The sequence below is a fragment of the Stenotrophomonas sp. YJH_SMC_57 genome (assembly GCF_059369755.1).
The window spans coordinates 174,006-199,539 of record NZ_JCAFSZ010000005.1 but is presented as its reverse complement, the minus strand read 5'-3'; the positions used below and the strand labels follow the sequence as shown (position 1 = coordinate 199,539).

Annotated in this window: 21 protein-coding genes; 8 read left to right on the top strand and 13 right to left on the bottom strand. The window is 68.0% G+C overall.

From position 1 onward, the window contains the following. Nucleotides 1–88: 88 nt before the first annotated feature. From AC5P7U_RS08340 to AC5P7U_RS08325, 4 genes are all read right to left on the bottom strand, one after another. Nucleotides 89–811: a pseudouridine synthase gene (locus AC5P7U_RS08340; protein ID WP_005408708.1), complete on the bottom strand. Its 723-nt coding sequence runs from the start codon at nt 809–811 to the stop codon at nt 89–91. 34 nt (nt 812–845) lie between these two features. Beyond that, nucleotides 846–2,510: a sensor domain-containing diguanylate cyclase gene (locus AC5P7U_RS08335; RefSeq protein WP_006426225.1), complete on the bottom strand. Its 1,665-nt coding sequence runs from the start codon at nt 2,508–2,510 to the stop codon at nt 846–848. A gap of 109 nt (nt 2,511–2,619) precedes the next feature. Beyond that, entirely contained in the window at nt 2,620–5,040 is a 2,421-nt protein-coding gene (locus AC5P7U_RS08330; protein WP_053449187.1) for a putative bifunctional diguanylate cyclase/phosphodiesterase, read from the bottom strand. A 227-nt stretch (nt 5,041–5,267) separates the two neighbouring features. Beyond that, entirely contained in the window at nt 5,268–7,214 is a 1,947-nt protein-coding gene (locus AC5P7U_RS08325) for a DEAD/DEAH box helicase (RefSeq protein ID WP_197563120.1), read from the bottom strand. Between the two features lie 268 nt (nt 7,215–7,482). Here AC5P7U_RS08325 and AC5P7U_RS08320 point away from each other — a divergent pair, with 268 nt between their 5' ends. Beyond that, nucleotides 7,483–7,704 carry an RNA-binding S4 domain-containing protein gene (locus tag AC5P7U_RS08320; protein WP_006426190.1) on the top strand — a complete coding sequence of 74 codons (222 nt, stop codon included), beginning with the start codon at nt 7,483–7,485 and terminating at the stop codon, nt 7,702–7,704. Between the two features lie 11 nt (nt 7,705–7,715). On the opposite strand, the gene ubiM is transcribed toward AC5P7U_RS08320, so the two are convergent. From ubiM to AC5P7U_RS08300, 4 genes are all read right to left on the bottom strand, one after another. Then, complete coding sequence (ubiM, locus tag AC5P7U_RS08315) at nt 7,716–8,894, bottom strand: 5-demethoxyubiquinol-8 5-hydroxylase UbiM (protein ID WP_197563122.1); 1,179 nt, start codon at nt 8,892–8,894, stop codon at nt 7,716–7,718. An 80-nt stretch (nt 8,895–8,974) separates the two neighbouring features. Continuing rightward, the gene (locus tag AC5P7U_RS08310) at nt 8,975–9,364 is read right to left on the bottom strand and encodes an MAPEG family protein (RefSeq protein WP_197563124.1); all 390 of its coding nucleotides are present in this window, start codon (nt 9,362–9,364) and stop codon (nt 8,975–8,977) included. Between the two features lie 11 nt (nt 9,365–9,375). Then, nucleotides 9,376–9,921, bottom strand: coding sequence for a DUF4019 domain-containing protein (locus AC5P7U_RS08305; protein ID WP_164087909.1), 546 nt, complete (start codon nt 9,919–9,921; stop codon nt 9,376–9,378). Between the two features lie 58 nt (nt 9,922–9,979). Continuing rightward, nucleotides 9,980–11,143, bottom strand: coding sequence for a COG3904 family protein (locus AC5P7U_RS08300; RefSeq protein ID WP_197563126.1), 1,164 nt, complete (start codon nt 11,141–11,143; stop codon nt 9,980–9,982). Nucleotides 11,144–11,560: 417 nt separating this feature from the next. Between AC5P7U_RS08300 and AC5P7U_RS08295 the strand changes: the two genes are divergently transcribed. The 3 genes from AC5P7U_RS08295 (at nt 11,561) to AC5P7U_RS08285 (ending at nt 14,895) form a co-directional block, all read left to right on the top strand. Then, a complete protein-coding gene (locus AC5P7U_RS08295; protein ID WP_197563128.1) occupies nt 11,561–13,039 on the top strand; it encodes a DNA-3-methyladenine glycosylase 2 in 1,479 nt (492 codons plus the stop codon). Then, complete coding sequence (locus tag AC5P7U_RS08290; protein WP_006426103.1) at nt 13,036–13,527, top strand: methylated-DNA--[protein]-cysteine S-methyltransferase; 492 nt, start codon at nt 13,036–13,038, stop codon at nt 13,525–13,527. The genes AC5P7U_RS08295 and AC5P7U_RS08290 overlap by 4 nt, the downstream gene beginning before the upstream one ends. Before the next feature lie 117 nt (nt 13,528–13,644). Beyond that, nucleotides 13,645–14,895 (top strand): alkaline phosphatase family protein, encoded by a 1,251-nt coding sequence (locus AC5P7U_RS08285; protein WP_197563130.1) that lies wholly within the window; start codon nt 13,645–13,647, stop codon nt 14,893–14,895. A 100-nt stretch (nt 14,896–14,995) separates the two neighbouring features. On the opposite strand, the gene AC5P7U_RS08280 is transcribed toward AC5P7U_RS08285, so the two are convergent. Both AC5P7U_RS08280 and AC5P7U_RS08275 read right to left on the bottom strand, forming a co-directional pair. Next, on the bottom strand, nt 14,996–15,175 hold the full coding sequence (locus AC5P7U_RS08280) for a 30S ribosomal protein THX (protein ID WP_004150462.1): 180 nt from the start codon (nt 15,173–15,175) through the stop codon (nt 14,996–14,998). Nucleotides 15,176–15,285: 110 nt separating this feature from the next. After that, on the bottom strand, nt 15,286–15,699 hold the full coding sequence (locus AC5P7U_RS08275) for a MerC domain-containing protein (protein WP_008264835.1): 414 nt from the start codon (nt 15,697–15,699) through the stop codon (nt 15,286–15,288). 135 nt (nt 15,700–15,834) lie between these two features. On the opposite strand from AC5P7U_RS08275, the gene AC5P7U_RS08270 reads away from it, so the two are divergent. The 4 genes from AC5P7U_RS08270 (at nt 15,835) to AC5P7U_RS08255 (ending at nt 21,683) form a co-directional block, all read left to right on the top strand. Then, complete coding sequence (locus tag AC5P7U_RS08270) at nt 15,835–18,045, top strand: TonB-dependent receptor (protein ID WP_006426032.1); 2,211 nt, start codon at nt 15,835–15,837, stop codon at nt 18,043–18,045. A 227-nt stretch (nt 18,046–18,272) separates the two neighbouring features. Then, nucleotides 18,273–18,839 carry a TetR/AcrR family transcriptional regulator gene (locus AC5P7U_RS08265; RefSeq protein ID WP_049458880.1) on the top strand — a complete coding sequence of 189 codons (567 nt, stop codon included), beginning with the start codon at nt 18,273–18,275 and terminating at the stop codon, nt 18,837–18,839. After that, nucleotides 18,839–20,512, top strand: a complete 1,674-nt coding sequence (locus AC5P7U_RS08260; protein WP_006426028.1) for an MFS transporter — start codon at nt 18,839–18,841, stop codon at nt 20,510–20,512. Before AC5P7U_RS08265 ends, AC5P7U_RS08260 begins: the two co-directional genes overlap by 1 nt. A gap of 10 nt (nt 20,513–20,522) precedes the next feature. Beyond that, nucleotides 20,523–21,683: an HlyD family secretion protein gene (locus AC5P7U_RS08255; protein ID WP_006426026.1), complete on the top strand. Its 1,161-nt coding sequence runs from the start codon at nt 20,523–20,525 to the stop codon at nt 21,681–21,683. Nucleotides 21,684–21,790: 107 nt separating this feature from the next. On the opposite strand, the gene AC5P7U_RS08250 is transcribed toward AC5P7U_RS08255, so the two are convergent. From AC5P7U_RS08250 to AC5P7U_RS08240, 3 genes are all read right to left on the bottom strand, one after another. Then, nucleotides 21,791–22,282, bottom strand: a complete 492-nt coding sequence (locus tag AC5P7U_RS08250; protein ID WP_004150412.1) for a Fur family transcriptional regulator — start codon at nt 22,280–22,282, stop codon at nt 21,791–21,793. A 34-nt stretch (nt 22,283–22,316) separates the two neighbouring features. After that, entirely contained in the window at nt 22,317–23,720 is a 1,404-nt protein-coding gene (gene gltX, locus AC5P7U_RS08245) for a glutamate--tRNA ligase (RefSeq protein ID WP_006426024.1), read from the bottom strand. A gap of 153 nt (nt 23,721–23,873) precedes the next feature. After that, nucleotides 23,874–25,430 carry a M20/M25/M40 family metallo-hydrolase gene (locus tag AC5P7U_RS08240; RefSeq protein WP_197563134.1) on the bottom strand — a complete coding sequence of 519 codons (1,557 nt, stop codon included), beginning with the start codon at nt 25,428–25,430 and terminating at the stop codon, nt 23,874–23,876. Nucleotides 25,431–25,534 lie beyond the last annotated feature (104 nt).

Sequence of the window (25,534 nt, the reverse complement as noted above, 5' to 3'; positions counted from 1 at the left end):
AGCCGATGCGGGCGCGCAATCCGCGCACCGGGTGGTGCCGGCCACGGGCCGGCATCCCGGGTACATCGCAGGCACGTTGCAGCCGGCCCTACCAGTCCAGCTGCTTCGGCAGCAGGCCCTGCAGCTCCTGCTCGGTCAGGTTGCGCCACTGGCCCGGCTTCAGCGCACCGATCTTGATGTTGTCGATGCGCACGCGGCGCAGCTGGGTCACGCGGTAGCCGAATTCAGCCGCCATCAGGCGGATCTGCCGGTTCAGGCCCTGCTGCAGGGTGATGCGGAAACCGAACTTGGCGATCCGCGAGGTCTTGCACGGCAGCGTCATCTGGTCGTGGATGCGTACGCCGCGCGCCATGCCGCGCAGGAACTCGTCGGTGACCGGCTTGTTCACCGCCACCAGGTATTCCTTCTGGTGCCCGTTCTCGGCGCGCAGGATCTGGTTGACGATGTCGCCGTTGCTGGTCATCAGGATCAGCCCTTCCGACTCCTTGTCCAGGCGGCCGATCGGGAAGATGCGCTGTTCGTGGCCCACGAAGTCGACGATGTTGCCCTTGACCGATGTTTCGGTGGTGCAGGTGACGCCCACCGGCTTGTTCAGCGCGATGTAGACGTGGCGGCGGGCGCCGGGCTTGCGGGCGACGCGGGCGCGCAGCGGCTGGCCGTCGACCAGCACCTGGTCTTCCTCGCCCACCACCGCGCCGGTGCCGGCCGGATGGCCGTTGACGGTGACGCGGCGGGCGGCGATCAGGCGATCGGCCTCGCGGCGGGAGCAGAAGCCGGTGTCGGCGATATGTTTGTTGAGTCGGGTGGTCATCGCCCTATTATCCGGCATCGCCGTCCGCCGCGCTTCATGCCGGTGCGGCCGGATCAAGCTCTTCGCCGTCGAAGACCCGGTTGCGGCCGGCGCGCTTGGCCACGTACATGGCATGGTCGGCCCGGCGCAGCAGCCCGGCCAGATCGTCCTCGCCCGGTCGCCATTGCGCCAGTCCAATGCTGGCGGTCACTTCCAGCCCCGGTACCTGCAATGCCTGGCCGGCCTCGGTGATGCGCTGGCGCAGGCGGTCCAGCCGCGCCGACGCGGCTTCGCGCGGCATGCCCGGCATCAGCAGCAGGAACTCTTCGCCGCCCATCCGCACCACTTCGTCCTGGCTGCGCACCGCCGCGCGCAGGGCGCGCGCGACCGCCACCAGCACCTGGTCACCCACCGCATGGCCGTGGCGATCGTTGATGTCCTTGAACAGGTCGATGTCGAGGAAGCCGATCACCAGCGGGCCGCGCTCACGGTCAACCTGTGCCAGGTGGCGGGCCAGCTGCTGCAGTCCTGCGCGCCGGTTGGGCAGGCCGGTCAGGCCATCGGTCTCGGCCAGCTGACGCAGTTCATCGCGCTGCTGGCGCAGCCGCCCGAGCCGTTGGTTCATGGCGTAGGCGGCCATCATCAGCAGCCAGGTCACCGCCAGCTGCAGCGCCTCCACCCGGTACTCCAGCAACCATTCGGCTGCACTGGCGTCGGCGATGATCAGTACCAGCATCGGCGCCAGCGCGGCCAGCCCGGCCTGCGCCCAGCGGTCGCCGCGCCAGCGCGCCCAGACGCCGGCCAGCAACGCCAGGCCACACCCCAGCAGATAGGTCACCTGCAGGCCCTGTGCTACCCAGGCCAGCTGGCCCCAGCGCAGCCACGGCACCAGCACGGCCAATGCCAGCAGCCCCCACAGCACGATCGCCTGCAGCGGCCGCGAACGGGGCAGCGCGCGGTCGCCGCCGTTCAGCCGCCACAGCGCCGGCAGCACCAGTGCCTGGGTGGCCGCGGTCAGCGAAAGCAACCACCAGGCCCCGCGCTCGCCCACCGGCAGCCAGGGCTCCGGATAGCCGCTGAGGCCACCGAGGATCGCCTGCCACAGCACCAGCACGGTGGTGCCGGCGATGTAGACCAAGAAACTGCGGTCGCGCGTGGTCAGGAACGCCATCAACGCCGACAGCGCCAAGGCGATGGCCACCGCGATGCAGGCGGCGCGCACCAGCAGGCGGGCGGTGTCGTTCTGCTGCACCGGGCTGGGCGCGCCCAGCCGCAGGGTCGGCACCCAGCGCGCCTTCAGCGGCGTCTGCCAGGAGACCAGGAACGGCGCGTGGCTGCCGGCCGGCGGCACCGCGACCAGGCCGATGCCTGCGCGGAAGCGCGAATCGCGGGTGCGGGCGTCGTGCATGTTGCCGCAGATTTCGCGGTCACCGTGCTGTACCCGGACCTCGCCGGCGAAGACGTTGAACACGTCCAGCGCCTGTGGCTCGCCCGACCAGCCCCCGGGCGGCGCGGGCACTTCCACCTGCTGGCGGGCGCCGGACAGCATCTGCGGCGTGCACGCGCGATGTGGGGTCGGCGCGTCGGTGGCGCCCCCGACCAGCAGGTAATCGCGGCCCGATACGGCCTCGGCAGCCTGAAGCGGCCACGGTATCGCCCACCACATCAGCAGGACGGCCAGCACCACTCCTGTTCCATACCGCCACTGCCTGCTGCCCACGCCACGTCCTGTTCCTGCTTACGTCCGCGCCCACTGCACGTCGCCCCTGGCGCGCATTATCGCAGCCGGGCGCGCCGCGCATGTGTAGACCAAAGTCGCCGCCGGCCGTTCAGCCCGCGCCCTGCGGCCCGTTCACCGCCACCAGCCGGAAGGGCTTCAGGTCGGTCAGGGTCATCCGTTCCAGCGGCTGCGGCCGTTCGATCGCATAGCCCTGCAGGCCCTGCACCCCGAGCCTGGTCAGCGCACCGGCCACCTCGGCGGTCTCCACCCATTCGGCCACCACTTCCATCTGCAGCTCGCGCCCCAGCTCGCTGATCGCCCGCACGGTGGCGTGGCTGACCGGGTCGGTGTCCATGTCGCGCACGAATGCGCCATCGATCTTCAGGATGTCGGCCGGCAGCTGGCGCAGGTAGCCGAACGAGGACAGGCCGGAACCGAAGTCGTCCAGCGCCATCCGGCAGCCCCGCGCCTTCACCGCATCGATGAAGGCGCGCGCCTGGCTGAGGTTGCTGATCGCGGCGGTCTCGGTGATCTCGAAGCACAGCTTGGACGCCAGTGCGCGGTTGCGCTCGAGCAGGTCGCAGACGAACGCCAGGAACCCTGGCTCGGCGATCGACTGGGCCGAAACGTTGACGTTGCACAGGCCCAGCTGGCGCACATGCGCCGGACAGACCTGCAGGTGCCGGAACAGCAACCCGAGCACGTGGCGATCGAGCGCCACGGCCATGCCGTAGCGTTCCACCGCCGGCATGAACTGGCCGGGCAGATGCAGGCTGCCGTCGGTGCCGCGCATGCGCACCAGTACCTCGTAGTGCAGGTAGGACGGATCTCCCACCCGGGCGATGCGCTGCGCATACAGCAGCATGCGGTTCTCGGCCATCGCAAGGCTGACGCCCTGCAGGCGTTCAGCCTCCAGCCGCCGTTCTTCCAGCGCCATGCGGTTCTCGTTGAAGCAGTGCACGCGGTTGCGGCCCGCCTGCTTGGCCGCGTAGCAGGCACTGTCGGCGGCACTCATCAGCCAGTTCACGTCGGGCGCATCGGCACTGACCTCGACCACGCCGATGCTGCAGCTCAGCTGCGGGCTGCCCTCGCTGATCGGGAAGGTGGCCTGGCCCAGGTTGCGGATCACCCGCTGCAGCACCCGCTTGGCTTCGTCCTGGCCGGCATGGGCGAGGAACACGGCGAACTCATCGGCGCCGAGCCGGCCGACCCAGTCGCCATCGCGCACGGCCGCCACCAGGTAATCGGCGAAACTGCGCAGCATCTGGTCGCCGGCGGCATGGCCGAAGCTGTCGTTGACCAGCTTGAAATGATCCAGGTTGATGTAGCACAGCGAATGCGTGCCGCCGTCGCTGCGCACCTGCAGCAGCGCGCGTTCCAGCAGCCGTTCGATCTCGCGGCGGTTGATCAGCCCGGTCAGCGGATCGTGGCTGGCGTGGTGCTCGATCTCACGTGCCAGCGCATGGTTCTGGCTGACATCCTCGATGATCGCGAACACCGACAGCCCCCCGCTGCTGTGCACGCCGGTACCACTCCAGCGCCCCCAGACCAGGCTGCCGTCGCGCCGCCGGAAGCGCAGTTCGCTTGGCCGCAGCTGCCGGTCCCAGTCGATGCGGCCGACACCGTCGATGACCAGTTCGCCGTCCATCAGCAGATCGTGCAGTGACATCTGCAGCAGCACATCGCGACGATAATCGAGAATATCCGCCATGGCCTGGTTGGCCTCGATCACCTTGCCATCGGTGTCGAGCTTGAGCATGCCCACGTTGGCCTGGTAGAACGCCGCGCGGAAACGGCTCTCGTGCTCGGTCAGGTCCTTGCCGACGCGACGCGCCAGCGCCACGGCCATCAGGCTGATCGCCAGCACCGACAGGCCCGCAACCATCAACGTGGCCAGCCTCACCAGCGTCGCCATCCGCAACAGCGCCTGCGAGAACGCCTGGCTCTGCACCTGCATCCGCCGATCAAGGTCACCCAGTTGCTGCAGGTAGCGGTCACGCGCGGCGATCGGCAGCGGGCCACTGTCGTGCCGCAGCTGCAATTCATCGACCAGGCGCTGCACCGCCATCAGGTCGCCGTCCGTCTTCCGCCACAGCGCGGTTGCTTCGCGGAAGGCACCGATATCGCGTGCATAGCGGAACGAGAACACCAGGCGCGGAATGTCGGCGCGCGCATTGCCACCCTGCAGGAACCCCTGCCTGGCCTTGGCTTCATCCGGCTCGGCCTGTTCCAGCGCCAGGCGCGCCTGCAGATCGCCCAACGGCACCTGCAGGGCCTGGCGCGCGTCGTCCAGGTCCTGGGCATCGCCCCGCGCCAGGTAACGACTGAGCGCGGCGGTTGCATCCTGCTGACCGCGCGACCAGTAGCCCTGGCCGGCAATCCAGGCGGTGGAGGCCGCCTGCAGTTCCTGGATCAGCGCGGACAGTGCGACCAGTCCAATCGCCATGCCCGTCAGCAACGCAAATCGCAGTCCCAGGCCACGGGTCATGGGAACCCGTCGGCTCTGTTGGTCCGTGCCACTCCTACCCATCCCGGATCCCCCCGAATGTGCTGCGGTGACAACCTCCCTTGGAACCGCCCCAGCCTAGGACCGGGAATGTGTTGACCATGCGAAAAAGGGGACGGAGGGGATTAAGTCGTTTATGGCATAAGCACCTGGCCTGCCATTTACGACTTAATCCCCTCCGTCCCCTTTTTGCAGGCCCGGAACGGGCAACGCCAGCCCGAAGGCTGGCGCTGTCAGGGCTGCTGTGCGGCTCAGTAGCTGCGCGGGCCGCGCGGCTTGAAGCCGTCACGACGCGGCGGGCGGCTGTCGCGGTCACCGCCGCGGTCGCCACCGTGACCACCCGGACCACCCGGGCCGCCACGACGCGGGCCACCCGGGCCGCCCGGGCCACGCTTGTCGAAGCGCGGCTTGAACGGACGCGGGGCCGGGTTGGTGTCTTCACCCGGCGCCAGTGCACGCATCTGCAGCTGCTGGCCGGACACCCAGACCTTCTGCAGGTGCGACAGCACGTCCGGCGGCATCTGTGCCGGCAGGTCCAGCAGCGAGAAATCGTCGTGGATGTCGATGCGGCCGATGAAGCGGCTTTCCAGGCCCGCTTCGTTGGCGATGGCGCCGACGATGTTGGCCGGCTTCACCCCGTGCTGGTGGCCGACCGAAATACGGTAGGTCTCCATGCCCTGCTCCGGCGCGCCACGCGGCGGAACCTCACGGCGCGGGCGCTGCTCGAAACCACCTTCGGCATCGTCACGACGCGGGCCACGCTCGAAGCGCGGGCCGCGATCGTTGCGGTCGAAGCGATCACCACGCTCCGGGCGGTCGCCACGGTCGAAGCGCTCGCGCGGCGCACGCTCTTCGCGCGGCGCACGCACCGGCGGCTGCAGCAGGAACGGGGTGTCACCCTGCAGCATCTTGGCCAACGCGGCGGCCACTTCGATGGCCGGCACGTTCTGCTCGTTCTCGAAGCGCTCCAGCAGCTGGCGGTAGAAGTCCAGGCCGCCGGCGCCGAGGGTTTCGCTGATGCGCGAGGTGAACTTGTTGATGCGGGTGTCGTTGACCGCTTCCACGCTCGGCAGCTGCATTTCTTCGATCGGCTGGCGAGTGGCGCGCTCGATCTGGCGCAGCATGCCCTTCTCGCGCGGGGTGGCGAACAGGATCGCCTCACCGCTGCGGCCGGCACGGCCGGTACGGCCGATGCGGTGCACGTAGCTTTCGGTGTCGTACGGGATGTCGTAGTTCAGCACGTGGCTGATGCGTTCCACGTCCAGGCCGCGGGCGGCCACGTCGGTCGCAACCAGGATGTCCAGCTTGCCTTCCTTCAGCATGGCGATGGTGCGCTCCCGCTGGGCCTGCTGCATGTCACCGTTGATCGCGGCCGCGGCCAGGCCACGGGCCTGCAGCTTGCTGGCCAGTTCTTCGGTGCCGGCCTTGGTGCGGGCGAAGATGATCATCGCATCGAACGGCTCGACTTCCAGGATGCGGGTCAGCGCGTCCAGCTTGTGCATGCCGCTCACCCACCAGTAACGCTGGCGGATGTTGGCCGAGGTGGTGGTCTTGGCCGCGATGGTCACTTCCACCGGGTCCTGCAGGTAGGTCTGCGCGATGCGGCGGATCTGCGGCGGCATGGTGGCCGAGAACAGCGCAACCTGGCGCTGTTCCGGCAGCTTCTTCAGCACGGCCTCGACGTCATCGATGAAGCCCATGCGCAGCATTTCATCGGCTTCGTCCAGCACCAGCGTCTTCAGCTCGGACAGGTCCAGGGTGCTGCGGTCCAGGTGATCGATCACGCGGCCGGGGGTACCGACCACGATGTGCACGCCGCGGCGCAGCGCCGACAGCTGCTGGCCATAGGGCTGGCCGCCGTACACCGGCAGCACGCGGAAGCCCGGGATCTTCGACGAATACGACTGGAACGCCTCGGCGACCTGGATGGCCAGTTCGCGGGTCGGTGCCAGAACCAGGGCCTGGGGCTTGATCTGCTGCAGGTCGATGTTGGACAGTACCGGCAGTGCGAACGCTGCGGTCTTGCCGGTGCCGGTCTGGGCCTGGCCCAGCACGTCGCGGCCTTCCAGCATCGCCGGGATGGTGGCGGCCTGGATCGGCGACGGGGTTTCGTAGCCGATGGCGGTGACCGCCTGCATCACGGGCTCGGACAGGCCGAGCTGCGCAAACTGCAGCGGCGCTTGGGAATCTTGGGACATGGGGAACTCCGAAGGCACTGCCGTCGTTCTGGCAGTGCGATAAAAAAGGGATGGTCCGCGCTTTGGGCGCCCTTCTTATCGCGTGCCCTGGCGCTGCTCGGTCGGAGGAGATTTCACTCGCTCAGAGCGGAATGATACCGCATTGATCCTGAACGAGGCGTACAGCTTTCCAGGCGCGTGCCGTCATGCCCGGTGCTGGCGCACAATACGCGCCCTCTTCCCCCGGCCTGGCCGCTGGCCTGCGCCCTCTTCCCAGGAACCCCGCTCCATGCAGATTCTCGAATTCGACCTCGACGGCGACTACGTCGAACTCAAGCAGCTGCTCAAGCTGGCCGACCTGGTCACCAGCGGCGGCGAGGCCAAGATGGTCATCAGCGAAGGCCAGGTATTGGTCGACGGCGAGGTTGAACTGCGCAAGGCCTGCAAGATCCGCGCGGGCCAGGTGGTCGAATTCGCCGACAGCCAGATCCGCGTGCTGGCTGCCGGTTGATCTGAACCCGTTCAGGCCACGCGCTGGGTCAGGTGCGAGGCGATCAATTGCCTGAACGGCGCCACGCCCTGCGCCACGCGCAGGCCGGCCGCACGCAACAGCCGCGCCGGACGGCGATCGTCGGTGTACAGGCTGGCGATCGCATTGGTGGCCTCGTACAGCGGCCGCGACGCCAGTCGATGGCCACGCTGGTAGCGGGCCAACATTCCGTCGGCCGCGATGTCGGCACCACGCCGCTGCTGCGCGACGATGCCCTGCGCCAGCCGCTGTGCGCTGGCCAGGCCCAGGTTGAAGCCATGCGCGGTGACCGGGTGCATGCCCACCGCCGCATCGCCGACCAGCGCCGAGCGCTCGCCCACGAACCGGTGCGCGTACACCCCTACCAGCGGATACGCCTGCGGCGTGGCCACCGGCTGCATCCGGCCCAAGCGGTGCTCGAAGCAGGCACTGATGGCCTCACCGAACGCCACCTCGTCCATCGCCAGCAGTTCCTCGATCTGCCGCGGCGGCAGCGTGATCACCGCCGATGCCTGGCCCTCGTTGAGCGGCAGCAACGCCATGGTGCGGCCATAGCCGAACCACTCCCACGCAGTGTGGTGATGATCGCGCTCGACCTGCATGCGGCAGACCAGCATCGACTTGCCGAAGTCGCGCATCTGCGCGCCGATGCCGAGCATGCGACGGGTTGCCGAAAAGCGGCTGTCGGCGGCCACCAGCAGCCGCGCATGCAGCTTGCTGCCATCGTCCAGCGTAACCACGTGGCCCTGCGCATCGGCCTGCACGCCGAGCACCTTGCGGCCATCGAACAGCTCCAGTCCGTCCTGGCCCTGCACGGCATCCCATGCGGCGCGGCGGATCAGATGGTTGGGCACCAGCCAGCCCAGCGGCTGGCCGTCGACCTGGCTGCTGGCGAAGGTCAGCGCGAACGGCGAGCCGCCGTTCATCACCCTTGCATCGCGCAGCTCGGCCACTTCGGCCTGCGCCAGGCGCTGCCACAGCCCCAGCTGCTCCAGGCTCTGCCGCGAGGCATGGGTCAGCGCGATCTCGCGACCATCAAAGGCCGCCTCGGCCAGTACCTGGCGCGGCTGCACGTCCACCAGCCCGACCTGCAGGCCACTACCGGCCAGCGCGCGTGCGAAGCACAGGCCCGCCGGGCCCGCGCCGACCACCACCACGTCCATCCTGCGCATGCGCGCCTCCTGCCGTTGATCCAGTCCGCGCCAGCATAGCGCCACGCAGCTGACCGGCCTTGATCTGGATCAGGCCCGGCTCACAACAACGCGAACACCAGCGCCAGGATGGCCAGCAGCGATACCGCCCAGACCAGGCTGCGCACATAGGGCACCCCGGCGGCATACAGCGGCAGATAGACCACCCGCGCCCAGAAGTACGCCTGTGCGGCCAATGCGGTGGTGTCGTTGCCGCGCCCGGCCAGCACCACCGCGATCGCGGCGACGGCGAAGAACGGGAAGGTCTCCAGGAAGTTGGCCTGGGCCCGCTGCAGGCGGCCGGCCAGCGCACTGAGCGGCCGGGCCTCGCCATCACGCGCCGAGGCATTCCACTTCAGGCCGCGCTCGCGGGTGACCACGGTGGAGGTAGCGAAGATGTAGACAAAGCCCAGCAGCACCGACCAGGCCAGCATCGTCAGTTCAGTTGCCATCATTGCGCTCCTCAGGGTGCCGATGCACGCAGGCTGTAACCGGCCAGGCGCCACACCTGGTCCTCGTCGAAACGGAACGACACCAGTTCGCGTACCGGCTGCGCGCTGTTGGCAAAGCGGGTCGGGAAGCTGACGTTGATGTAAAGGCCCTCGGGCACGGCGGCACCGGCGCCGTACTTGACCCGGGTGATGGTCGGCTGGCCGCGGCCGGCCATCGCCCCCAACCGCGTGCGCTCGGTGGTCAGCTGGCTGACGAAGGCCGCCTTGGGCACCGCACGTCGCGCGACGGCGGAGGCGCCTTCCCACAATTCGCCGGCACGATTGGCATCGACCAGCTGCGCCGCCTTCACTGCGGCCGCGCCCATTTCCGCGTCCTGCTTCTGCACCTGCGCCTGCTGCGCGGCGGTCAACGCCGGGGCACCGGCCGTGGCCGGCTTCGCGGCCGCTGGCGATGCCGGCGCCGGGCGCGCGGGTGCAGGAGCGGGCGTGGCCGGCGCAGGCACCTGCGCCAACGCAGTGAAGGGCATCAGGGACAGCAGCAGGAGCACGCGCTTCATGGACACCGCCGGTTACCGGGAAAGAACCGCAGTCTACGCCAGCACAGTGAGCTGTTCGTCAGCGCGCGTGGGCGCTGCCCTCGACCACCGCAGCGTCGGCCTGCGCGGCAGGCTTTCCGGCGTCCGTCGGCAACTGCTCGGCCACCGGCGGCGGCTCGGACGGTGCCGGCGGCAGCGTAGCCACATCGATCTCCGACAACGGGCTCTCTTCGGGACACACCGCATCCGGGAAACCGAAGCGCTGCTTCAGTGCCTGGCCACAGCTGTTGATCGATTCCATGTCAGCGCCTTCGCGCTTGCACTGCTGGTCGAAAGCGATCAGGAACGCATCCTTGCGCTGTACGAAATCATCACCGCAGGCCCGCATCTGCTTGATCCGCTCCAGGTCGTCCTGAACCGCGTTGGTGCCATCCAGGCCGTACTGGCGCAGCTCGTCGGGGGTCAGCAGGCGCAGGCTGCGGTTGGGCACGGTCATCATCAGATCGGCCACGCCTACCGCCACGCCGTTGCGCTGCAGGTAGTCCTTCACGTTGTCGTAGACCTCGTGCAGTTCGCGGTTGAGTTCGGCGCGCGAGGTGGCCTTGGAACTGATGCGCATCATGCGGTGGATGCCGACCTTGCCTGACAGCAGGCGGTTGTCGCCGGCAGCCAGCACGAACACGCAGGCGCTGTGGCAGATCGAGCCCTCGCGCACCCAGATGGTCCAGCCCGATTCGCCGATGCTGTCACCGGCCACGATCGCCGATTCCACCTGGCCGCCGCTGGAATCCAGATCGAGGATGCGCTTGTGGATCTTCTGCTCATCGGCAACCACGGCCAGCCGCCACATCATCTCGGCGAAGCCCGGATTGATCTTTCCGGAATAGCGCACGCGCATCAGGCCACGCTCGGTACACGGCGCCAGCGCCTGGCTGATCTGATCGCGCTGCAGGCCTTCCAGCTCGGCGCCATCGCCGGCCTCGCCGGCGTACTCGGTGCTGCAGCTGACCCACGCGCGACCGTTCTCCAGCTGCGCCTGTGGCCACGGCCGATCGGCCCGGCTGCGCGGCGCTGGCGGCGGCAGCGGCGCGTCGGCCGCATTGATCGACACCATGTTCTCGCCATCGCTGGCCGGCGCGCGCGCCGCCTTGTCAGCGGCGGTCACATTGCCCGGATTCTCCAGCTTGCTGCAGCCCGCCAGGGCCAGGCACAACAGGGGCAACCAGCGGAGTTTGGCGGACATCGGGCAACCGGTCTTCAGGGAAGCAAGGGCCACAGTCTACCTTTCCAGCGCGCGCATTCAGCGCGCGGCACTGAACCCCTTCTGACCCTTGGGAAAGCGTGTCGACCAAGGTCGACACCCACCAACAGCAGCGCAGAACACTGTTCCGGCAGATCGCAGGAACCTGTCGAAGGCGGGGTGGGTCCGGTTGAGGGGGTGTGAGCGGCATGGATGCCGCGACCAAGCCCCCATGGATGGGTTTACGGCGTCCCCCTCAACCGGATCCACCCCGCCATCCCGCAGGAAACCAGCTTTTGCCGTTGCTTCAGCCGTTGCGTTGATTCTGCGGGTGCAGGGCGCGGCCCTGCCAGAACCCTCTCCAGCATCCATGTCCGAATCCGGCGAGTATCCCCGCCCGCACCCGCCTAGACTGGCGTCATGGACACCACCCTCGCCCTCGACACCGCCGCCTGCGACCGCGCCCGCCTGGCCCGCGACGCACGCTTCGACGGCGTGTTCTTCACCGCCGTGCGCAGCACCGGCATCTACTGCCGCCCGGTGTGCCCGGCGCCACCACCGAAGCCGCGCAACATCACCTATTACCCGACCGCCGCTGCAGCCGCTGCGGCCGGCTACCGGCCGTGCCTGCGCTGCCGTCCGGAACTGGCCCCCCAGGCGCAGCAGGCACTCGCCGGGCAGACCGTGCAGCGCGCCCTGGCCCTGATCCAGGGGGGCTTCCTGCAGGAACAACCGGTGGCAGACCTCGCAGAGAAGATCGGACTCAGTGCACGCCAGCTGCAACGCCTGTTCGTCGAACACCTGGGCGCGACACCCGGACAGATCCATGCCACCCATCGCCTGCTGCTGGCCAAGCAGCTGTTGACCGAAACCACGCTGCCGGTGACCGACGTCGCGCTGGCCGCCGGCTACAACAGCCTGCGCCGCTTCAATACCGCGTTCCTGCAGGGATGCGGCATGGCCCCCACCGCGCTGCGCCGCCAGCACCAACCCCTCGCCGCCGATGAGGGAGGACTGGTGCTGCGCCTTGCCTACCGGCCACCGCTGGACTTCCCACGCATGCTGGCCTTCCTGCGCAAGCGCAGCCTGCCCGGCATCGAACTGATCGGCGAAGACAGCTACCAGCGCGTGCTGGGCACGCCTGAGCGGCCCACCCTGCTGCGCGTCACCGCCGATCCGAAACGGCCGGAACTGCACCTGCAGCTGAGCGCCGTCGATCCGCGCCTGATTCCGGATATCGTGCGCCGCGTGCGCCGCGTGTTCGACCTGGATGCCGACCTGCAGCAGGTGCACGCCGCACTGGGCGAAGAACCGCTGCTGGCGCGCGGCATCGCCGAACGCCCCGGGCTGCGTGTTCCGGGCGGCTGGGATGGATTCGAAGTGGGCGTGCGCGCGGTGCTCGGCCAGCAGGTCAGCGTCGCTGCGGCCACCACGTTCGCGCGGCGGCTGGTGGATGCCTTCGGCGCGCACCTGCCGGGCATGCCGTCAGACTTCGATCGCCAGTTCCCCGCACCCGAGGTACTGGCCGAGGCACCGCTGGAATCGATCGGCCTGCCGCGCAGCCGTGCCGCCACGGTGCGCGCGCTGGCAGCCGCCTGCGCCAGCGGCCAGCTCGATTTTGGGCCTGGCCAGGCGCTGGAAGAGTTCGTCACCCGCTGCGTGGCATTGCCTGGCATCGGCCCGTGGACCGCGCAGTACATCGCCCTGCGGGGTCTCGGCCAGCCTGATGCCTTCCCCGCCGGCGACCTGGTGCTGCAGCAGGTCCTCGGCCATGCGCAGGGCCAGCGCCTGAGCGAGCGTGCGACCGAAGCACGCTCGCAACCCTGGCGGCCGTGGCGCGCGTATGCCGTGCTGCACCTGTGGCACCTGTCCGGCACTTTCGTTGGAGAACCGACATGACCCTGTTGTTCGACCGTTTCGACAGCCCGATCGGCGTGCTGACCATCGCCGGTGACGAGCGCGGACTTGCGCATGTGCTGTTCCCGGAAAACCGCCATCCGGCGCGTGGCCGCGACGACTGGCACTACGCGCCGGATGCGCTGCCGGAAGCCCGCGAGCAGCTGCTGCAGTTCCTGCACGGCGAACGCAGCAGCTTCGATCTGGAACTGGCACCGCGCGGCACGCCGTTCCAGCTGCGCGTGTGGCAGGCGCTGGCGCTGATCCCGTTCGGGCAGACCTGGAGTTACCTGCAGCTGGCGCAGCACCTGGGACAGCCCAGCGCAACGCGCGCGGTGGGCGCCGCCAACGGCCGCAACCCGTTGCCGATCATTCTGCCCTGCCATCGCGTGATCGGCAGCAACGGCGCACTGACCGGGTTCGGCGGCGGCCTGGAAACCAAGGCCGCACTGCTGCGACTGGAACAACGCCAGGCGCCGCTGTTCGCCTGAACTCCGGGGTCAGATCCCTTTTCCAAAGGAAAAGGGATCTGACCCCGGATGGGACCACGGGTGGCGGTGGGTGCAACGTGTCTCGGCTTGGTCATTGCGGCGGCTTATCATGCGTGGATGACTTCCGTACGCCTGACCTGCGCGCTGGCGCTGCTGCTGCCCCTGGCCGCCTGCACCACCGCGCCCGCCCCTTCCGCCTCCGTTCCCACGCCCGTCGCTGCGGCTGCGCCGCCGAAGCTGCTGCTGATCTCCATCGACGGCCTGCGCGCCGACGCGCTTGATCGCGGCCTGACCCCGAACCTGCAGCGGCTGATCGACGGCGGCGTGCGTGCACGCTGGATGACCCCGTCCTATCCGTCGCTCACCTTCCCCAACCACTACACCATCGTCACCGGCCTGCGCCCGGACCACCACGGCATCGTCAACAACAGCATGGACGACGAGGCACTGGGCCGTTTCGAACTGAGCAACCGCGAGGCGGTCACTACCAGCGCGTGGTGGGGCGGCGAGCCGATCTGGGTCGGCGCCGAGAACGCCGGCGTGCGTTCAGCCACCACCTCGTGGCCGGGCAGCGAGTCGGAAATCCGCGGGGTGCGCCCGAGCCAGTGGCGCATCTACGACGGCCAGGAACCGCTGGAACAGCGTGCCGGCATCGTGCTTGACTGGCTGGCGCAGACCGACGCCGATGCGCCGCGCCTGACCACGCTGTACATGGAGCACGTGGACAAGGCCGGCCACCACTACGGCCCGGACTCCAAGCAGTATGCCGACGCCATCGTGCGCGCCGACCAGATCGTCGGCCAGGTGCTGGATGGACTGCAGCAGCGCGGGCTGGCGTCGACAACCAACGTGATCGTGGTGTCCGACCATGGCATGGCCAGCGTCGCCGACGGCCACGTGATCGCCACCGAATCGATGGCCGATCCGGCCATCGCGCGCAACGTCAGCCAGGGCCAGTCGGTGGGCTTCGCACCGGTCGCCGGTCGCGAAGCCGACGCCGAACGCGCCCTGCTCGGCCGCCACGCGCACTACCAATGCTGGAAGAAGGAAAACCTGCCGCCGCGCTGGCACTACGGTACGCACCCGCGGGTGCCGCCGATCGTCTGCGCCATGGACGAAGGCTGGGATGCACTGCATCGGGACCGGATCGCCAAGCGCACCAAGCAGGATCGCGGTTCGCATGGCTACGACAACGCCCTGCCGTCCATGCGTGCGGTGTTCGTCGCCAGCGGCCCGTCATTCCGCCAGGGCCTGGTGATCGATGGCTTCGACAACGTCGATGTCTACCCGCTGCTGGCACATCTGCTGCAGGTGCCGGCCGCGCCGAACGACGGCAACCCGGAAACGCTGAAACAGACCCTGCGCTGACGCCGCCGTAGAGCCGGGCCCACGCCCGGCTCGGCGAACAGGGATAAAAAAACGCGGCGCCAGGCGCCGCGTTTTTCCTTGAAGCGGTCGGTCGGCCGGATCAGGCCTTGGCGACAGCCTTCTTCGCCACAGCCTTCTTCGCCGGAGCCTTGGCCACGGTCTTCTTGGCAACCGGGGCGGCGGCGCCTACGGCGACCTTGCTCGCGGTGTGCGAACGGGCGTTGCCGTAGCTGGCGTTGTAGCGCTTGCCCTTGGCGGTCTTGCGGTCACCCTTACCCATGTCTTCAACTCCTCAAGTGTGAAATCTGGTTACCCCGTACTGACACGGGTTCGGCGGGGCCGCCTTGCTGGGCGCCCCCGCGCACGATCGGAAATCCTATCACGGAGCGCCTAGTGCGCGCAGCTGGCGTCGTGCACGTGGCCGTGGTTGAGGCGCAGGTTGACCAGGTGCGCGACACCCACCAGCAGACCACCGATGGTCATCACCACCGCATGCGGCACCGCGTTGTGATGCAGCGGGTCGTACAGCACGCCGGCCCACAGCGCGACCAGGCCTGGAATCAGGAAACCCAGCGCGCGCAGCGCGCCATGCCGGCGATAGCCCCATACCAGGCTGAACAGCCCGAGCAGGGTCACGAACACCACCAGCGCCTGCTCCACGCCGTCGCTCAACCAGAACGACAGGCCCAGCGAAGGCGCCGCCGCCAGCAGCACGGGGATCACCGCGCAATGCACCGCGCACAGCATCGAACCAGTGGCGCCGAATCGGTCGAGCAGGTGGCGCAGGCGTGAGGACAGGGACATGACTTCCAGCAGGGTCGGCGAATCGTTATGGAATAATATAACATCCGTTCCCGACCCGCACGGTTTCCCTCCCCCTGTCCCATCGACGGGATTCGTGCGCCCCGCGATTGATACATTGTAACAAAGGACCTGTCCATGCCCGCCCACACCCCTCGGCTCAAGCCGCATTCCCTGGCCCTGGCCCTCGCTGCCCTGCTGCCGTCCGTCGCCTTTGCTGCCGGCCAGGACAGCGTCCATCGTGACCGCCACCTGACCGAGCTGTCGTCGGTCCAGGTCACCGCATCGCCGCTGCAGGGCGATGCCGAATCGCTGGCGCGCCCGGTCGAGGTTCTCGCCGGAGAACGCCTGGACGAGCAGAAGGCCGGCACCCTCGGCGATACCGTGGCCAAGCTGCCCGGCGTACAGAGCACGTTCTTCGGCCCCGGCGTCGGCCGCCCGATCATCCGCGGCCAGGAAGGCCCGCGCGTTGCGGTGCTGTCCAACGGCATGGGCAACATGGATGCCTCCACGGTCAGCGCCGACCATGCCACCAGCATCGAGCCGTTCCTGGCCGACCAGATCGAAGTGCTGAAGGGGCCGGCCACGCTGCTGTTCGGCAGCGGCGCCATCGGTGGTGCGGTCAACGTGGTCGATGGCCGCATCGCGCGCGAACTGCCGGAGCGTCCGCTCAGCGGCCGTGCCGAACTGCGCGGCAATTCGGTGAACAACGAACGCAGCGGCATGTTCCGCCTCGATGGTGTCAGCGGCAACGTCGTGCTGCATGTGGACGGCCTGGTGCGCAATGGCGACGACTACCGCATCCCGGGTTACGCGGTGATCGACAGCCTGGAAGATCACCACGACCACGACCACGATCATGACCACGATGCGGCCGAGGGCGAAGAACCGCGCCGTGGCCGCCTGGACAACAGCTCGATCCGCACCCGCGCTGGTGGCGTCGGTGCAACGTGGCTGGGCGACGGTGGTTACTTCGGCGTATCGGCCAGCACCTATCGCACCAACTACGGCATTCCCAATGGCGCGCACGTGCACGCCGACGGTGATGATCATGGCCATGACCACGGCCACGACCACGGCGATGAAGAGGAAGGCGGCGATGAGCATGACGTGCGCATCGACATGGTGCAGAACCGCTTCGAGACCAAGGCCGGCATCTACGACCCGGTCTCGTTCCTGAAGAATATCAACGCGCGCGTGGCCTACACCGACTACGAGCACGTGGAGCTGGAGGCTGGTACGCCGTCGACCCGCTTCACCAACCGTGGCATTGAAGCGCGCCTGGAAGCGGTGCAGCAGCAGATCGGTGGCTGGGACGGCGCCTTCGGCCTGCAGTTCGGCAACAGTGATTTCGGCGCCAAGGGCGAAGAAGCCTTCGTTCCGGATACGGGCACCAGGAACATCGGCCTGTTCGTGCTGCAGGAAAAGCAGTTCGGCCCGTTCAAGCTGGAACTGGGCGGTCGCCACGACCAGGTCAAGCTGGACCCGACCGGTGACTACCGTCGCCGCACCTTTGGCGCCACCAACCTGTCCGCGGCGGGCATCTGGAAGCTCAACGACGCGGTGGACCTGCGCATTGGCGTGGACAGTTCCGAGCGTGCGCCGACCAATGAAGAGCTGTACGCCGCTGGCGCACACATCGCCACCCGTTCGCTGGAAATCGGTGATGCCAACCTGAAGACCGAGCGCGGCCAGCGCATCGAGCTTGGCATCCACACCCACAGTGACCGCCTGGACTTCTCCGCATCGGTCTACCAGACCAAGTTCAAGGACTTCATCTACCTGGCCGACACCGGCGTTACCGAAGGGCTGCCGGTCCGTGCCTGGACCCAGCAGGACGCGGTGTTCCGCGGCGCCGAGGCCGAAGCGCTGGTGCACCTGTTCGAAGGCGGTGCCGGTGATTGGGACCTGCGCCTGTTCGGCGATTACGTGAAGGCCAAGCTGGATGGCAGCGGCAGCCGCAACCTCGACATCGCCGTGCCGCACGGCGACCACAACCACAACTACACGGTGGAACTGGCCAACACCGGCTACCTGCCGCGCATCGCTCCGGCCCGCGTCGGTGCCGACCTGCGCTGGTCGAAGGATGGCTGGCGCGCGTCGGTCGGCGCGGTGCGTTACAGCCGCCAGAAGGACGTCGCGCAGAACGAGGAACCGAGCAACGGCTACACCCTGGTCGATGCGCACCTGGCCTACCGTTGGGATCGCAACGCCAGCAACAGCTACGAGGTGTTCCTGGATGGCAGCAACCTGACCAACCGCGAAGTGCGCCCGCATACCTCGCTGCTGCGCGACTACTCGCCGCTGCCGGGTCGTGGCGTCGCTTTCGGCATCCGCGCGTTCTTCTGATCGCGCACGGCGGGGTCGGAGCCCATTGCGCAGGAAAGGGCTCTGAACCTCCACCATCCACGCCTGGCGTGGATCTACAGCATCTCCAACGGGGGCCTTCGGGCCCCCGTTTTCATTTCCGCCAACACCATCACGCAAGCGTCACAAAGATGTGCGTACGACAACAAACGGACAATCCCGTCACTCAATGTCTCGCCAAACGGACATTAATGTCCGAAAATGAACCCATGACCGCCCAACGTGCCGATGCCGCTGCCCGCCGTGCCCTCATCCTCGACGCCGCCGACCATGTGTTTGGCCAGCATGGCGTCACCGCTCCGTTGGACCTGGTGGTCGAACGCGCACAGGTGGGTCGCGCCACCCTCTACCGCAACTTCCCCGACCGCACTGCGCTGATCCAGGCGCTGCTGCAGCGTACGGTCGACCGCATCCGGCGCCAGGTCGAGCAGCTCGGCGACCGCGACGACGCCCTGTTCGAGGTGTTCGAGGGCATGGCCCAGCGCATCATCGATTCGCCTGCCCTCGCCGATTACTGGCGTGCGGTGGATTCGGACGTGCCGGCCATGCGGACCGCGCGCGAGACCGTGCGTGACCTGCTGGAAGCGCCGATCGCCCGTGCCAAGGCCGCCGGCCTGTGCCGCGCCGACCTGGAGAAGACGGATATTTCACTGATCTCGGGCATGCTGGGCGCAGCCCTGCGCGGCAAGACCCGCGACGAGCGCGCCCAGTTGGCCGGGCGAGCCCTGCAGCTGCTGCGCGGCGGCCTCCAGGGAGAACCCAGCGAGGCGCGCTGATGGTCCAGCCGTATCTGAAGCCGGTTCCGGATTGGGAGGAGCACGAGAAGCCGACCATGCCCGGTTCGGCGTCGATGCCCTGGCATCCGCCCTATCGACGCGTGGCCTACGCGCTGGTATCGCTGCTGGTGGCGATCACCGGTGGCCTCGGCAATGCGCTGGTCACCGCCAACCTGCCATTCCTGCAGGGCCAGCTGGCACTGACGCCGACCCAGGGCAGCTGGCTGGTGGCGGCCTACGCGATGGTCAATGTCACCGCCAACCTGCTGGCCTTCAAGTTCCGCCAGCAGTACGGCATCCGCCTGTTCGCCGAGATCGGCCTGGGCCTGTACGCAGCGCTGGCGGTGCTGCATCTGTTTGTCGGCAGTTTCGAGACCACCCTGCTGACCCGCGCCGCCAGTGGCTTCGCCGGCGCCGCATGCTCGACACTGGGCACGCTGTACATGCTGCAGGCGCTGCCGCGCCGCTTCACCGGCAACCTGCTGGTGGTGGGTGTGGGCCTTTCGCAGCTGGCGGTGCCGATTGCCTGGATCGTCTCGCCGGGCCTGGTCGATACCGGCCAGTGGCACCAGCTCTATTCGTTCGAAGCCGGCCTCGCCCTGTGCGCGTTCGCGGCGGTGGTGGTGCTGAAGCTGCCGCCCGGCATCCAGATCAAGGCCTTCGAGCCGATGGACTTCCTCACCTTCGCCCTGCTCGCCCCTGCCGTTGCCCTGCTGGTGATCGTGCTGGCACAGGGCTATACGCGCTGGTGGCTGGATACGCCGTGGCTGGGGTGGGCACTGGTCGCCTCCATCGCGTTGTCCACCACCGCCTTCATCATCGAACACTACCGCCGCAATCCGCTGCTGCAGACGCGCTGGCTGGCCAGCCTGCCGGTGCTGCACTTCATCGTCGGCGCGTTCCTGATCCGCTTCCTGACCACCGAGCAGTCCTACGGCGTGGTCAACCTGATGCGCACGCTGGGCATGGGCCCGGACCAGCTGCGACCGCTGTTCGGCGTGATCCTGGCCGGCGTGATCACCGGCATCGCGGCGGCGGCACTGACGTTCGGGCCGAAGCGGCTGATCGCCCAGTTGCTGATGGCGATCCTGCTGCTGGGCACCGCCGCCTTCTTCGACCAGCACCGCACCAGCCTGGACCGGCCGCACGACTTCTACGTCAGCCAGTTCCTGGCCTCGGTCGGCGCCGGCATGTTCATGGGCCCGCTGATCATGCTCGGCATCTCCGCCGCGCTGAAACAGGGCGTGGACCACATGATCACCTTCCTGGTCACGCTGTCGATCACCCAGACCCTGGGCGGCCTGGCCGGTTCGGCGGTACTCGGCACCTTCCAGCTGCATCGCGAGCAGCTGTACTCCAGCGCGTTGACCAGCCAGCTCGATCCGGCCGACCCGGTGGTCGCGCAGCGCCTGCGCGTGCAGCAGCAGCTGTACAGCGCGCAGATCACCGATCCGGTCCTGCGCAGCGCGCAGGGCAGCGCGCAGCTGGCGCAGATCACACGCCGCGAAGCCAATGTGCGCGGCTTCAATGATGTGTTCACCCTGAGCGGCTGGCTGGCCATCGGCTTCCTGTGCTGGTTGCTGCTGCTGTCGCTGCGTACCGCCGTGCTCAAGCAATGGCGCAAGCGCCACCCCACGTCCCCTGCTGCGGCCACGCCGGCCGCGCCCCGTTGAGTTGATCGCCATGCCCCCCGTCCCGCCCCGCCCCGACGACATCGACGCCGACAACGTCACCCCGCCGCCACCGACCGATGCGGCGCCTGCGCCCACACCCGCGGCGCCGGCGGCCGCGCCGAAATACCTCAAGCCCAGCGCGCGCAGCGTGGTGGTGATGGTGGTGGTGGCGTTGCTGGGGATCGCGCTGATCCTGCGTGCCTGGCACCTGTGGCCGTTCACCAGCAGCGTGATGGTGACCGACAACGCCTATGTGCGCGGGCAGATCACGGTGATGGCGCCGCAGGTGAACGGCTACGTGACCGAGGTGCTGGTGAAGGACTTCCAGCATGTGAAGAAGGGCGAACCGCTGCTGCGCATTGATGACCGCATCTACGCACAGCGCGTTTCGCAGGCCCAGGCCACGCTGGACAGCGCGCGCGCGGCGCTGGCCAACTCGGACCAGTCGCAGGCGCAGAACCGTGCGCAGATCGCTTCGGCACACGCCACGCTGTCGGCGGGCCAGGCCGAACTGCAGCGCTCGCGCAACGAGGCCCGGCGTTACGAGGAACTGGCCGCGCAGCAGCTGGTGTCGATCAATGACCGCGACAAGTTCCGTACCAGCCAGGCCTCGGCGCAGGCCAGCGTGCAGCAGGCGCAGGCGCAGATCCGCATTGCCGAGGAAACGTTGGTATCGACCCAGGTGGCACGCAAGAGCCTGGAAGCGCAGGTGGAGAGTGCGCAGGCCCAGCTGGAACTGGCCCGCATCGACCTGGCCAATACGGTGATCCACGCACCGCGCGATGGCCAGATCAGCGAGGCCAGCGTGCGCGTGGGCCAGTATGTGGCCGCCGGTTCGCAGCTGCTGTTCCTGGTGCCTGACACGCTGTGGGTGGTCGCCAACTACAAGGAAGGCCAGACCTGGCAGATGGCGATCGGCCAGCCTGCCTCGTTCTCGGTGGACGCCTTCCACGGCCAGGTGCTGAGCGGCCGCGTGGAGGAGATCGCGCCCGCCACCGGGTCGGAGTTCAGCGTGCTGCGCCCGGACAACGCCAGCGGCAACTTCACCAAGGTGGTGCAGCGGCTGCCGGTACGTATCAGGATCGACGGGGAGCAGAAGCTGGCAGCACAGCTGCGGCCGGGCATGTCGGTGATCGTGCGGGTGGATACCGCGACCAAGCCGATGGACTAGGGTACAGGCCCGGTTGCGCGATATGAAACGGGGTCAGATCCCTTTGCCAATGGCGAATGGATCCGACCCCGCTCCTATGCCGGCCAGCGGCCGGCACTACCGTTGCGTTACCCCGCGCAGCGGGCGCAGAGCCCGTGCACTTCCAGGGTCTGTGCCTGCGGCTGGAATCCCAGCTCCTTGGCGCGCTTTTCCAGCTGGGTGACGATTTCGCGGTCTTCCAGTTCCACCGCGCTGTGGCAGCTGTTGCAGATCAGGAACGGCACCGAATGCGCCGCGCTGCTGGGGTGATGGCAGGCCACGAAGGCATTGACCGATTCCAGCTTGTGCACGAAGCCGTTGGCCATCAGGAAGTCCAGCGCGCGGTACACGGTGGGCGGGGCATCGGCGCCCACGCCCTTGCCGTTGCGCACCCATTCCAGCAGCTCGTAGGCCTTGACCGGCTTGCCGGCCTCGGCGATCAGCTTCAGTACGTTGGCGCGGATCGGGGTCAGGCGCAGCCCGCGTTCGCGCGAGACACGCTCGACCACCGCCACGAAATCCGATGCGTCGTGGACGTGGTGGTGCGGGGCGGTACAGGCAGTGGCGGTCTTGGCGGGCATGCGTGTTCTCCGGTTCGGGCCTGGCAAGGATGCCTCAGGCCGTTGCTACCTTGGTGATGGCCACATCGATGCGTTTCAAGGCCTGCTCGCGGCCGGCCAGGTACACGGTCTGGGAAATGTCAGGGCTGACCTGGGTGCCGGTGATCGCCACGCGCAGCGGCTGGGCGACCTTGCCCATGCCGATTTCCAGCGCAGCCGCGGTGTCGTGCAGGGCCACGCCGACCGCTTCGGCGGTCCATGCCGGCAGCGCTGCCAGCAGTTCGCGGGCCTTGCCCAGCGCCACCTCGGCACCGGCCTTGAAGTGCTTGGCCACCGCCGCTTCGTCGTAGACGGTCAACGGCTGGTACCAGACCACCGCGCTCTCGGCCATGTCCTTCAGGGTCTGCACGCGGTCACGCAGGGCGAACACCACGTCCTCCGGCGCCGGGCCGGCGGCCAGGTCCAGGCCCAGCTTCTGCAGCTGATGGACCAGGTGCGGGGCGACCGCCGCGGGGGCTTCGCTCTTCAGGAACTGCTGGTTGACCCAGCCCAGCTTGGCCATGTCCAGGCGCGAGGCCTTGGAATTGCAGTCCTTCACGTCGAACAGGTCGATCAGCTCCTGGCGGCTGAACAGCTCCTGGTCACCGTGCGACCAGCCCAGGCGGGCCAGGTAGCTGAGCAGCGCGTCGGGCAGGTAGCCGGCGTCCTTGTACTGCATCACGTCGGCCGCACCGGTGCGCTTGGACAGCTTGGCGCCCTGCTCGTCCAGGATCATCGGCATGTGGCCGAACTTCGGTACCGGAGCACCGATGCCTTCGTACAGATTGATCTGGCGCGGAGTGTTGTTGATGTGGTCGTCGCCGCGGATGACCTCGGTGATGCCCATGTCCCAGTCGTCCACCACCACCGCGAAGTTGTAGGTGGGGAAGCCGTCCGGGCGGAAGATGACCATGTCATCCAGCTCGCTGTTGGCGATCTCGATGCGGCCCTTGATCAGGTCGTCGAACACCACCGTGCCTTCCAGCGGGTTCTTGAAGCGGATGACGCGGTTCGGGTCATCCTTGTACGGCAGGCCCAACTCGCGCGCGGCACCGTTGTAGCGCGGCTTTTCCTGCCTGGCCATGGCGGCTTCGCGCATGGCATCGAGCTCTTCGCGGGTTTCGTAGGCGTAGTACGCCTTGCCGTTGGCGATCAGCTGCTCGGCCACTTCCTGGTAACGGGCCACGCGGTCGGTCTGGTAGATCGGGCCCTCGTCGTAATCCAGGCCCAGCCACTCCATTGCCTCCAGGATGGCGTCGATCGCGCCCTGGGTGCTGCGTTCACGGTCGGTGTCCTCGATGCGCAGCACGAACTCGCCGCCACGGTGGCGGGCCTCCAGCCAGCAGTACAACGCAGTGCGGGCACCACCGATGTGCAGGTAGCCGGTGGGACTGGGGGCGAAGCGGGTGCGGCAGGTCATGGAGGGCTCGAGGAACGGGAATCCCCCGATTTTACCAGCCCACCGCCCCCGACGGAAAAAGGGGACGGAGGGGATTAAGTCGCGATTGCCGAGCCGATGCGGCGACGGGCGGAAAGCGGAGGGGAGAAACGACTTAATCCCCTCCGTCCCCTTCTATGGTTCAGCCTTGCGCGGGAACGGCTGCTCGCGCATGGCGGCGTTGTAGGCGAACGAGGCGACGATGGCCGCGGCCTGCTTCAGGTCTTCCGGTTCGGCGTGGTCCCAGGTGTCCAGATGGCTGTGGTGGACATTGGTGAAGTAGTCCAGACGGTCCTGGATGAACTGGAAGCCCGGCAGGCCGATGCGGTCGAAGCTGATGTGGTCGGTGCTGCCGGTGTTGCGGGTGGCCACGGTAGTGGCGCCCACGTCATGGAACGGCGCCAGCCAGGCTTCGAAGATCGGCATCGCCGCCAGGTTCTCCTGCGCATAGATGCCACGGAAGCGGCCCGAGCCGTTGTCCATGTTGAAGTAGACCTGGAACTTGCTGTAGTCGCGGGTCTTGCGCAGCGCACCGGTCGGCTCGCGCAGCGAGGCCGGCAAGGCCTTCTGCGCCGCGTCGGTGGGCTCCGGGAACTGGCCGAAGTGCCTGGCCACATAGGCCTGCGAGCCGATCAGGCCCTGCTCCTCGCCACTCCACAGCGCCACGCGGATGGTCCGCTTCGGCTTGGCACCGGTGGCCTTGAGGATGCGCATCGCCTCCATCATCACCGCCACGCCGGCGGCGTTGTCGGCCGCGCCGGTGCCGCTGTGCCACGAATCCATATGCGCGCCGATCATCACCACCTCATCGGGCTTGCTGCTGCCGCGGATCTCGGCCAGCGTGTTGTAACCGGGCTGGTCGGCTTCATCGGTGAAACGTGCGGCCACGTCCACGCGCAGGCGCACGGTCTGCTTGGCCTCCAGCGCGCGCACCAGCGGGTTGAAGTGCTCGCTGATCATCGCCAGTTCCGGGATGCCCACCGATTCGCCGGCCTTGCGCGACCCACCACCGGCAACCCGGATGATGCCGTTGTCCCAGCTGCTGATGCTGATCGAGGCCAGCGCGCCTTCTTCGACGAAGAACGCATTGACCTTGCTCGCCAGCGTCTGCCGCTCCTGGTACTCCTTGACCCGCTTGGCGCGCTCGGCGGTGGCGTCCTTGTCCTTGGGCAGGGTGAATTCCTGCAGGCCCTCCAGCGAGGTGGCGTCGTGCCGATGCGAATCGGGCTCGGTGCCGCGCTTGTACTCGCGCGCCTCACCCAGCAGCAGGATCCTGCCACGCAGCTTGCCGCGGTACTTCTCGATGTCCTCGGGCTTCTTGATCGCGACCTGCACCAGTTCACCTTCGACCGGGCCGTTCGTCCCCGGTGTCCAGGCCTTGGGCAGCGCATGCAGCGGTTGGATGCGGTCGCCCAGCATTTCCACGCTGGCCGAGGTGAACTCCCAGCCACGGCCGAAATCATCGAAGGCTTCGTCGTGGACGTTGTCCAGCTTCCAATCGTTGAACTTGCCGCGGGTCCAGGCGTTGGCGCGGCCCATTGCCGGCGAATTGGTCAGGCGCGGGCCGATGCGTTCGGTGAGGTAGCTGAAGGTAGCCATCACCTGCGAACGGTGGAAGGCCTCCTGGCGGATGCGGCTGACCATGTCCAGGTCCACCGACTCGCGCTGCTGCGCCCCTGCATTGCCACCCATCGCCAGCGCTACCGCCAGCACGCCCCACTTCAGCCCGCTCCACTTCAACACGCCGCACCCCTGCCCTTCGGCTCGATCATCAACCCGTCGAGTCTAGCCAGCAG

What these genes read in the sequence shown, in the direction of transcription:
- AC5P7U_RS08325 (WP_197563120.1), bottom strand. Translation starts at nt 7,214, where the DNA reads ATGTCCCAAGATTCCCAAGCGCCGCTGCAGTTTGCGCAGCTCGGCCTG.
- AC5P7U_RS08295 (WP_197563128.1), top strand. Translation starts at nt 11,561, where the DNA reads ATGGACACCACCCTCGCCCTCGACACCGCCGCCTGCGACCGCGCCCGC.
- AC5P7U_RS08285 (WP_197563130.1), top strand. Translation starts at nt 13,645, where the DNA reads ATGACTTCCGTACGCCTGACCTGCGCGCTGGCGCTGCTGCTGCCCCTG.
- AC5P7U_RS08260 (WP_006426028.1), top strand. Translation starts at nt 18,839, where the DNA reads ATGGTCCAGCCGTATCTGAAGCCGGTTCCGGATTGGGAGGAGCACGAG.
- AC5P7U_RS08290 (WP_006426103.1), top strand. Translation starts at nt 13,036, where the DNA reads ATGACCCTGTTGTTCGACCGTTTCGACAGCCCGATCGGCGTGCTGACC.
- AC5P7U_RS08275 (WP_008264835.1), bottom strand. Translation starts at nt 15,699, where the DNA reads ATGTCCCTGTCCTCACGCCTGCGCCACCTGCTCGACCGATTCGGCGCC.
- AC5P7U_RS08320 (WP_006426190.1), top strand. Translation starts at nt 7,483, where the DNA reads ATGCAGATTCTCGAATTCGACCTCGACGGCGACTACGTCGAACTCAAG.
- ubiM (WP_197563122.1), bottom strand. Translation starts at nt 8,894, where the DNA reads ATGCGCAGGATGGACGTGGTGGTGGTCGGCGCGGGCCCGGCGGGCCTG.
- AC5P7U_RS08280 (WP_004150462.1), bottom strand. Translation starts at nt 15,175, where the DNA reads ATGGGTAAGGGTGACCGCAAGACCGCCAAGGGCAAGCGCTACAACGCC.
- AC5P7U_RS08255 (WP_006426026.1), top strand. Translation starts at nt 20,523, where the DNA reads ATGCCCCCCGTCCCGCCCCGCCCCGACGACATCGACGCCGACAACGTC.
- AC5P7U_RS08240 (WP_197563134.1), bottom strand. Translation starts at nt 25,430, where the DNA reads ATGGGTGGCAATGCAGGGGCGCAGCAGCGCGAGTCGGTGGACCTGGAC.
- AC5P7U_RS08300 (WP_197563126.1), bottom strand. Translation starts at nt 11,143, where the DNA reads ATGTCCGCCAAACTCCGCTGGTTGCCCCTGTTGTGCCTGGCCCTGGCG.
- AC5P7U_RS08270 (WP_006426032.1), top strand. Translation starts at nt 15,835, where the DNA reads ATGCCCGCCCACACCCCTCGGCTCAAGCCGCATTCCCTGGCCCTGGCC.
- AC5P7U_RS08310 (WP_197563124.1), bottom strand. Translation starts at nt 9,364, where the DNA reads ATGGCAACTGAACTGACGATGCTGGCCTGGTCGGTGCTGCTGGGCTTT.
- AC5P7U_RS08340 (WP_005408708.1), bottom strand. Translation starts at nt 811, where the DNA reads ATGACCACCCGACTCAACAAACATATCGCCGACACCGGCTTCTGCTCC.
- AC5P7U_RS08250 (WP_004150412.1), bottom strand. Translation starts at nt 22,282, where the DNA reads ATGCCCGCCAAGACCGCCACTGCCTGTACCGCCCCGCACCACCACGTC.
- AC5P7U_RS08305 (WP_164087909.1), bottom strand. Translation starts at nt 9,921, where the DNA reads ATGAAGCGCGTGCTCCTGCTGCTGTCCCTGATGCCCTTCACTGCGTTG.
- AC5P7U_RS08330 (WP_053449187.1), bottom strand. Translation starts at nt 5,040, where the DNA reads ATGGGTAGGAGTGGCACGGACCAACAGAGCCGACGGGTTCCCATGACC.
- gltX (WP_006426024.1), bottom strand. Translation starts at nt 23,720, where the DNA reads ATGACCTGCCGCACCCGCTTCGCCCCCAGTCCCACCGGCTACCTGCAC.
- AC5P7U_RS08265 (WP_049458880.1), top strand. Translation starts at nt 18,273, where the DNA reads ATGACCGCCCAACGTGCCGATGCCGCTGCCCGCCGTGCCCTCATCCTC.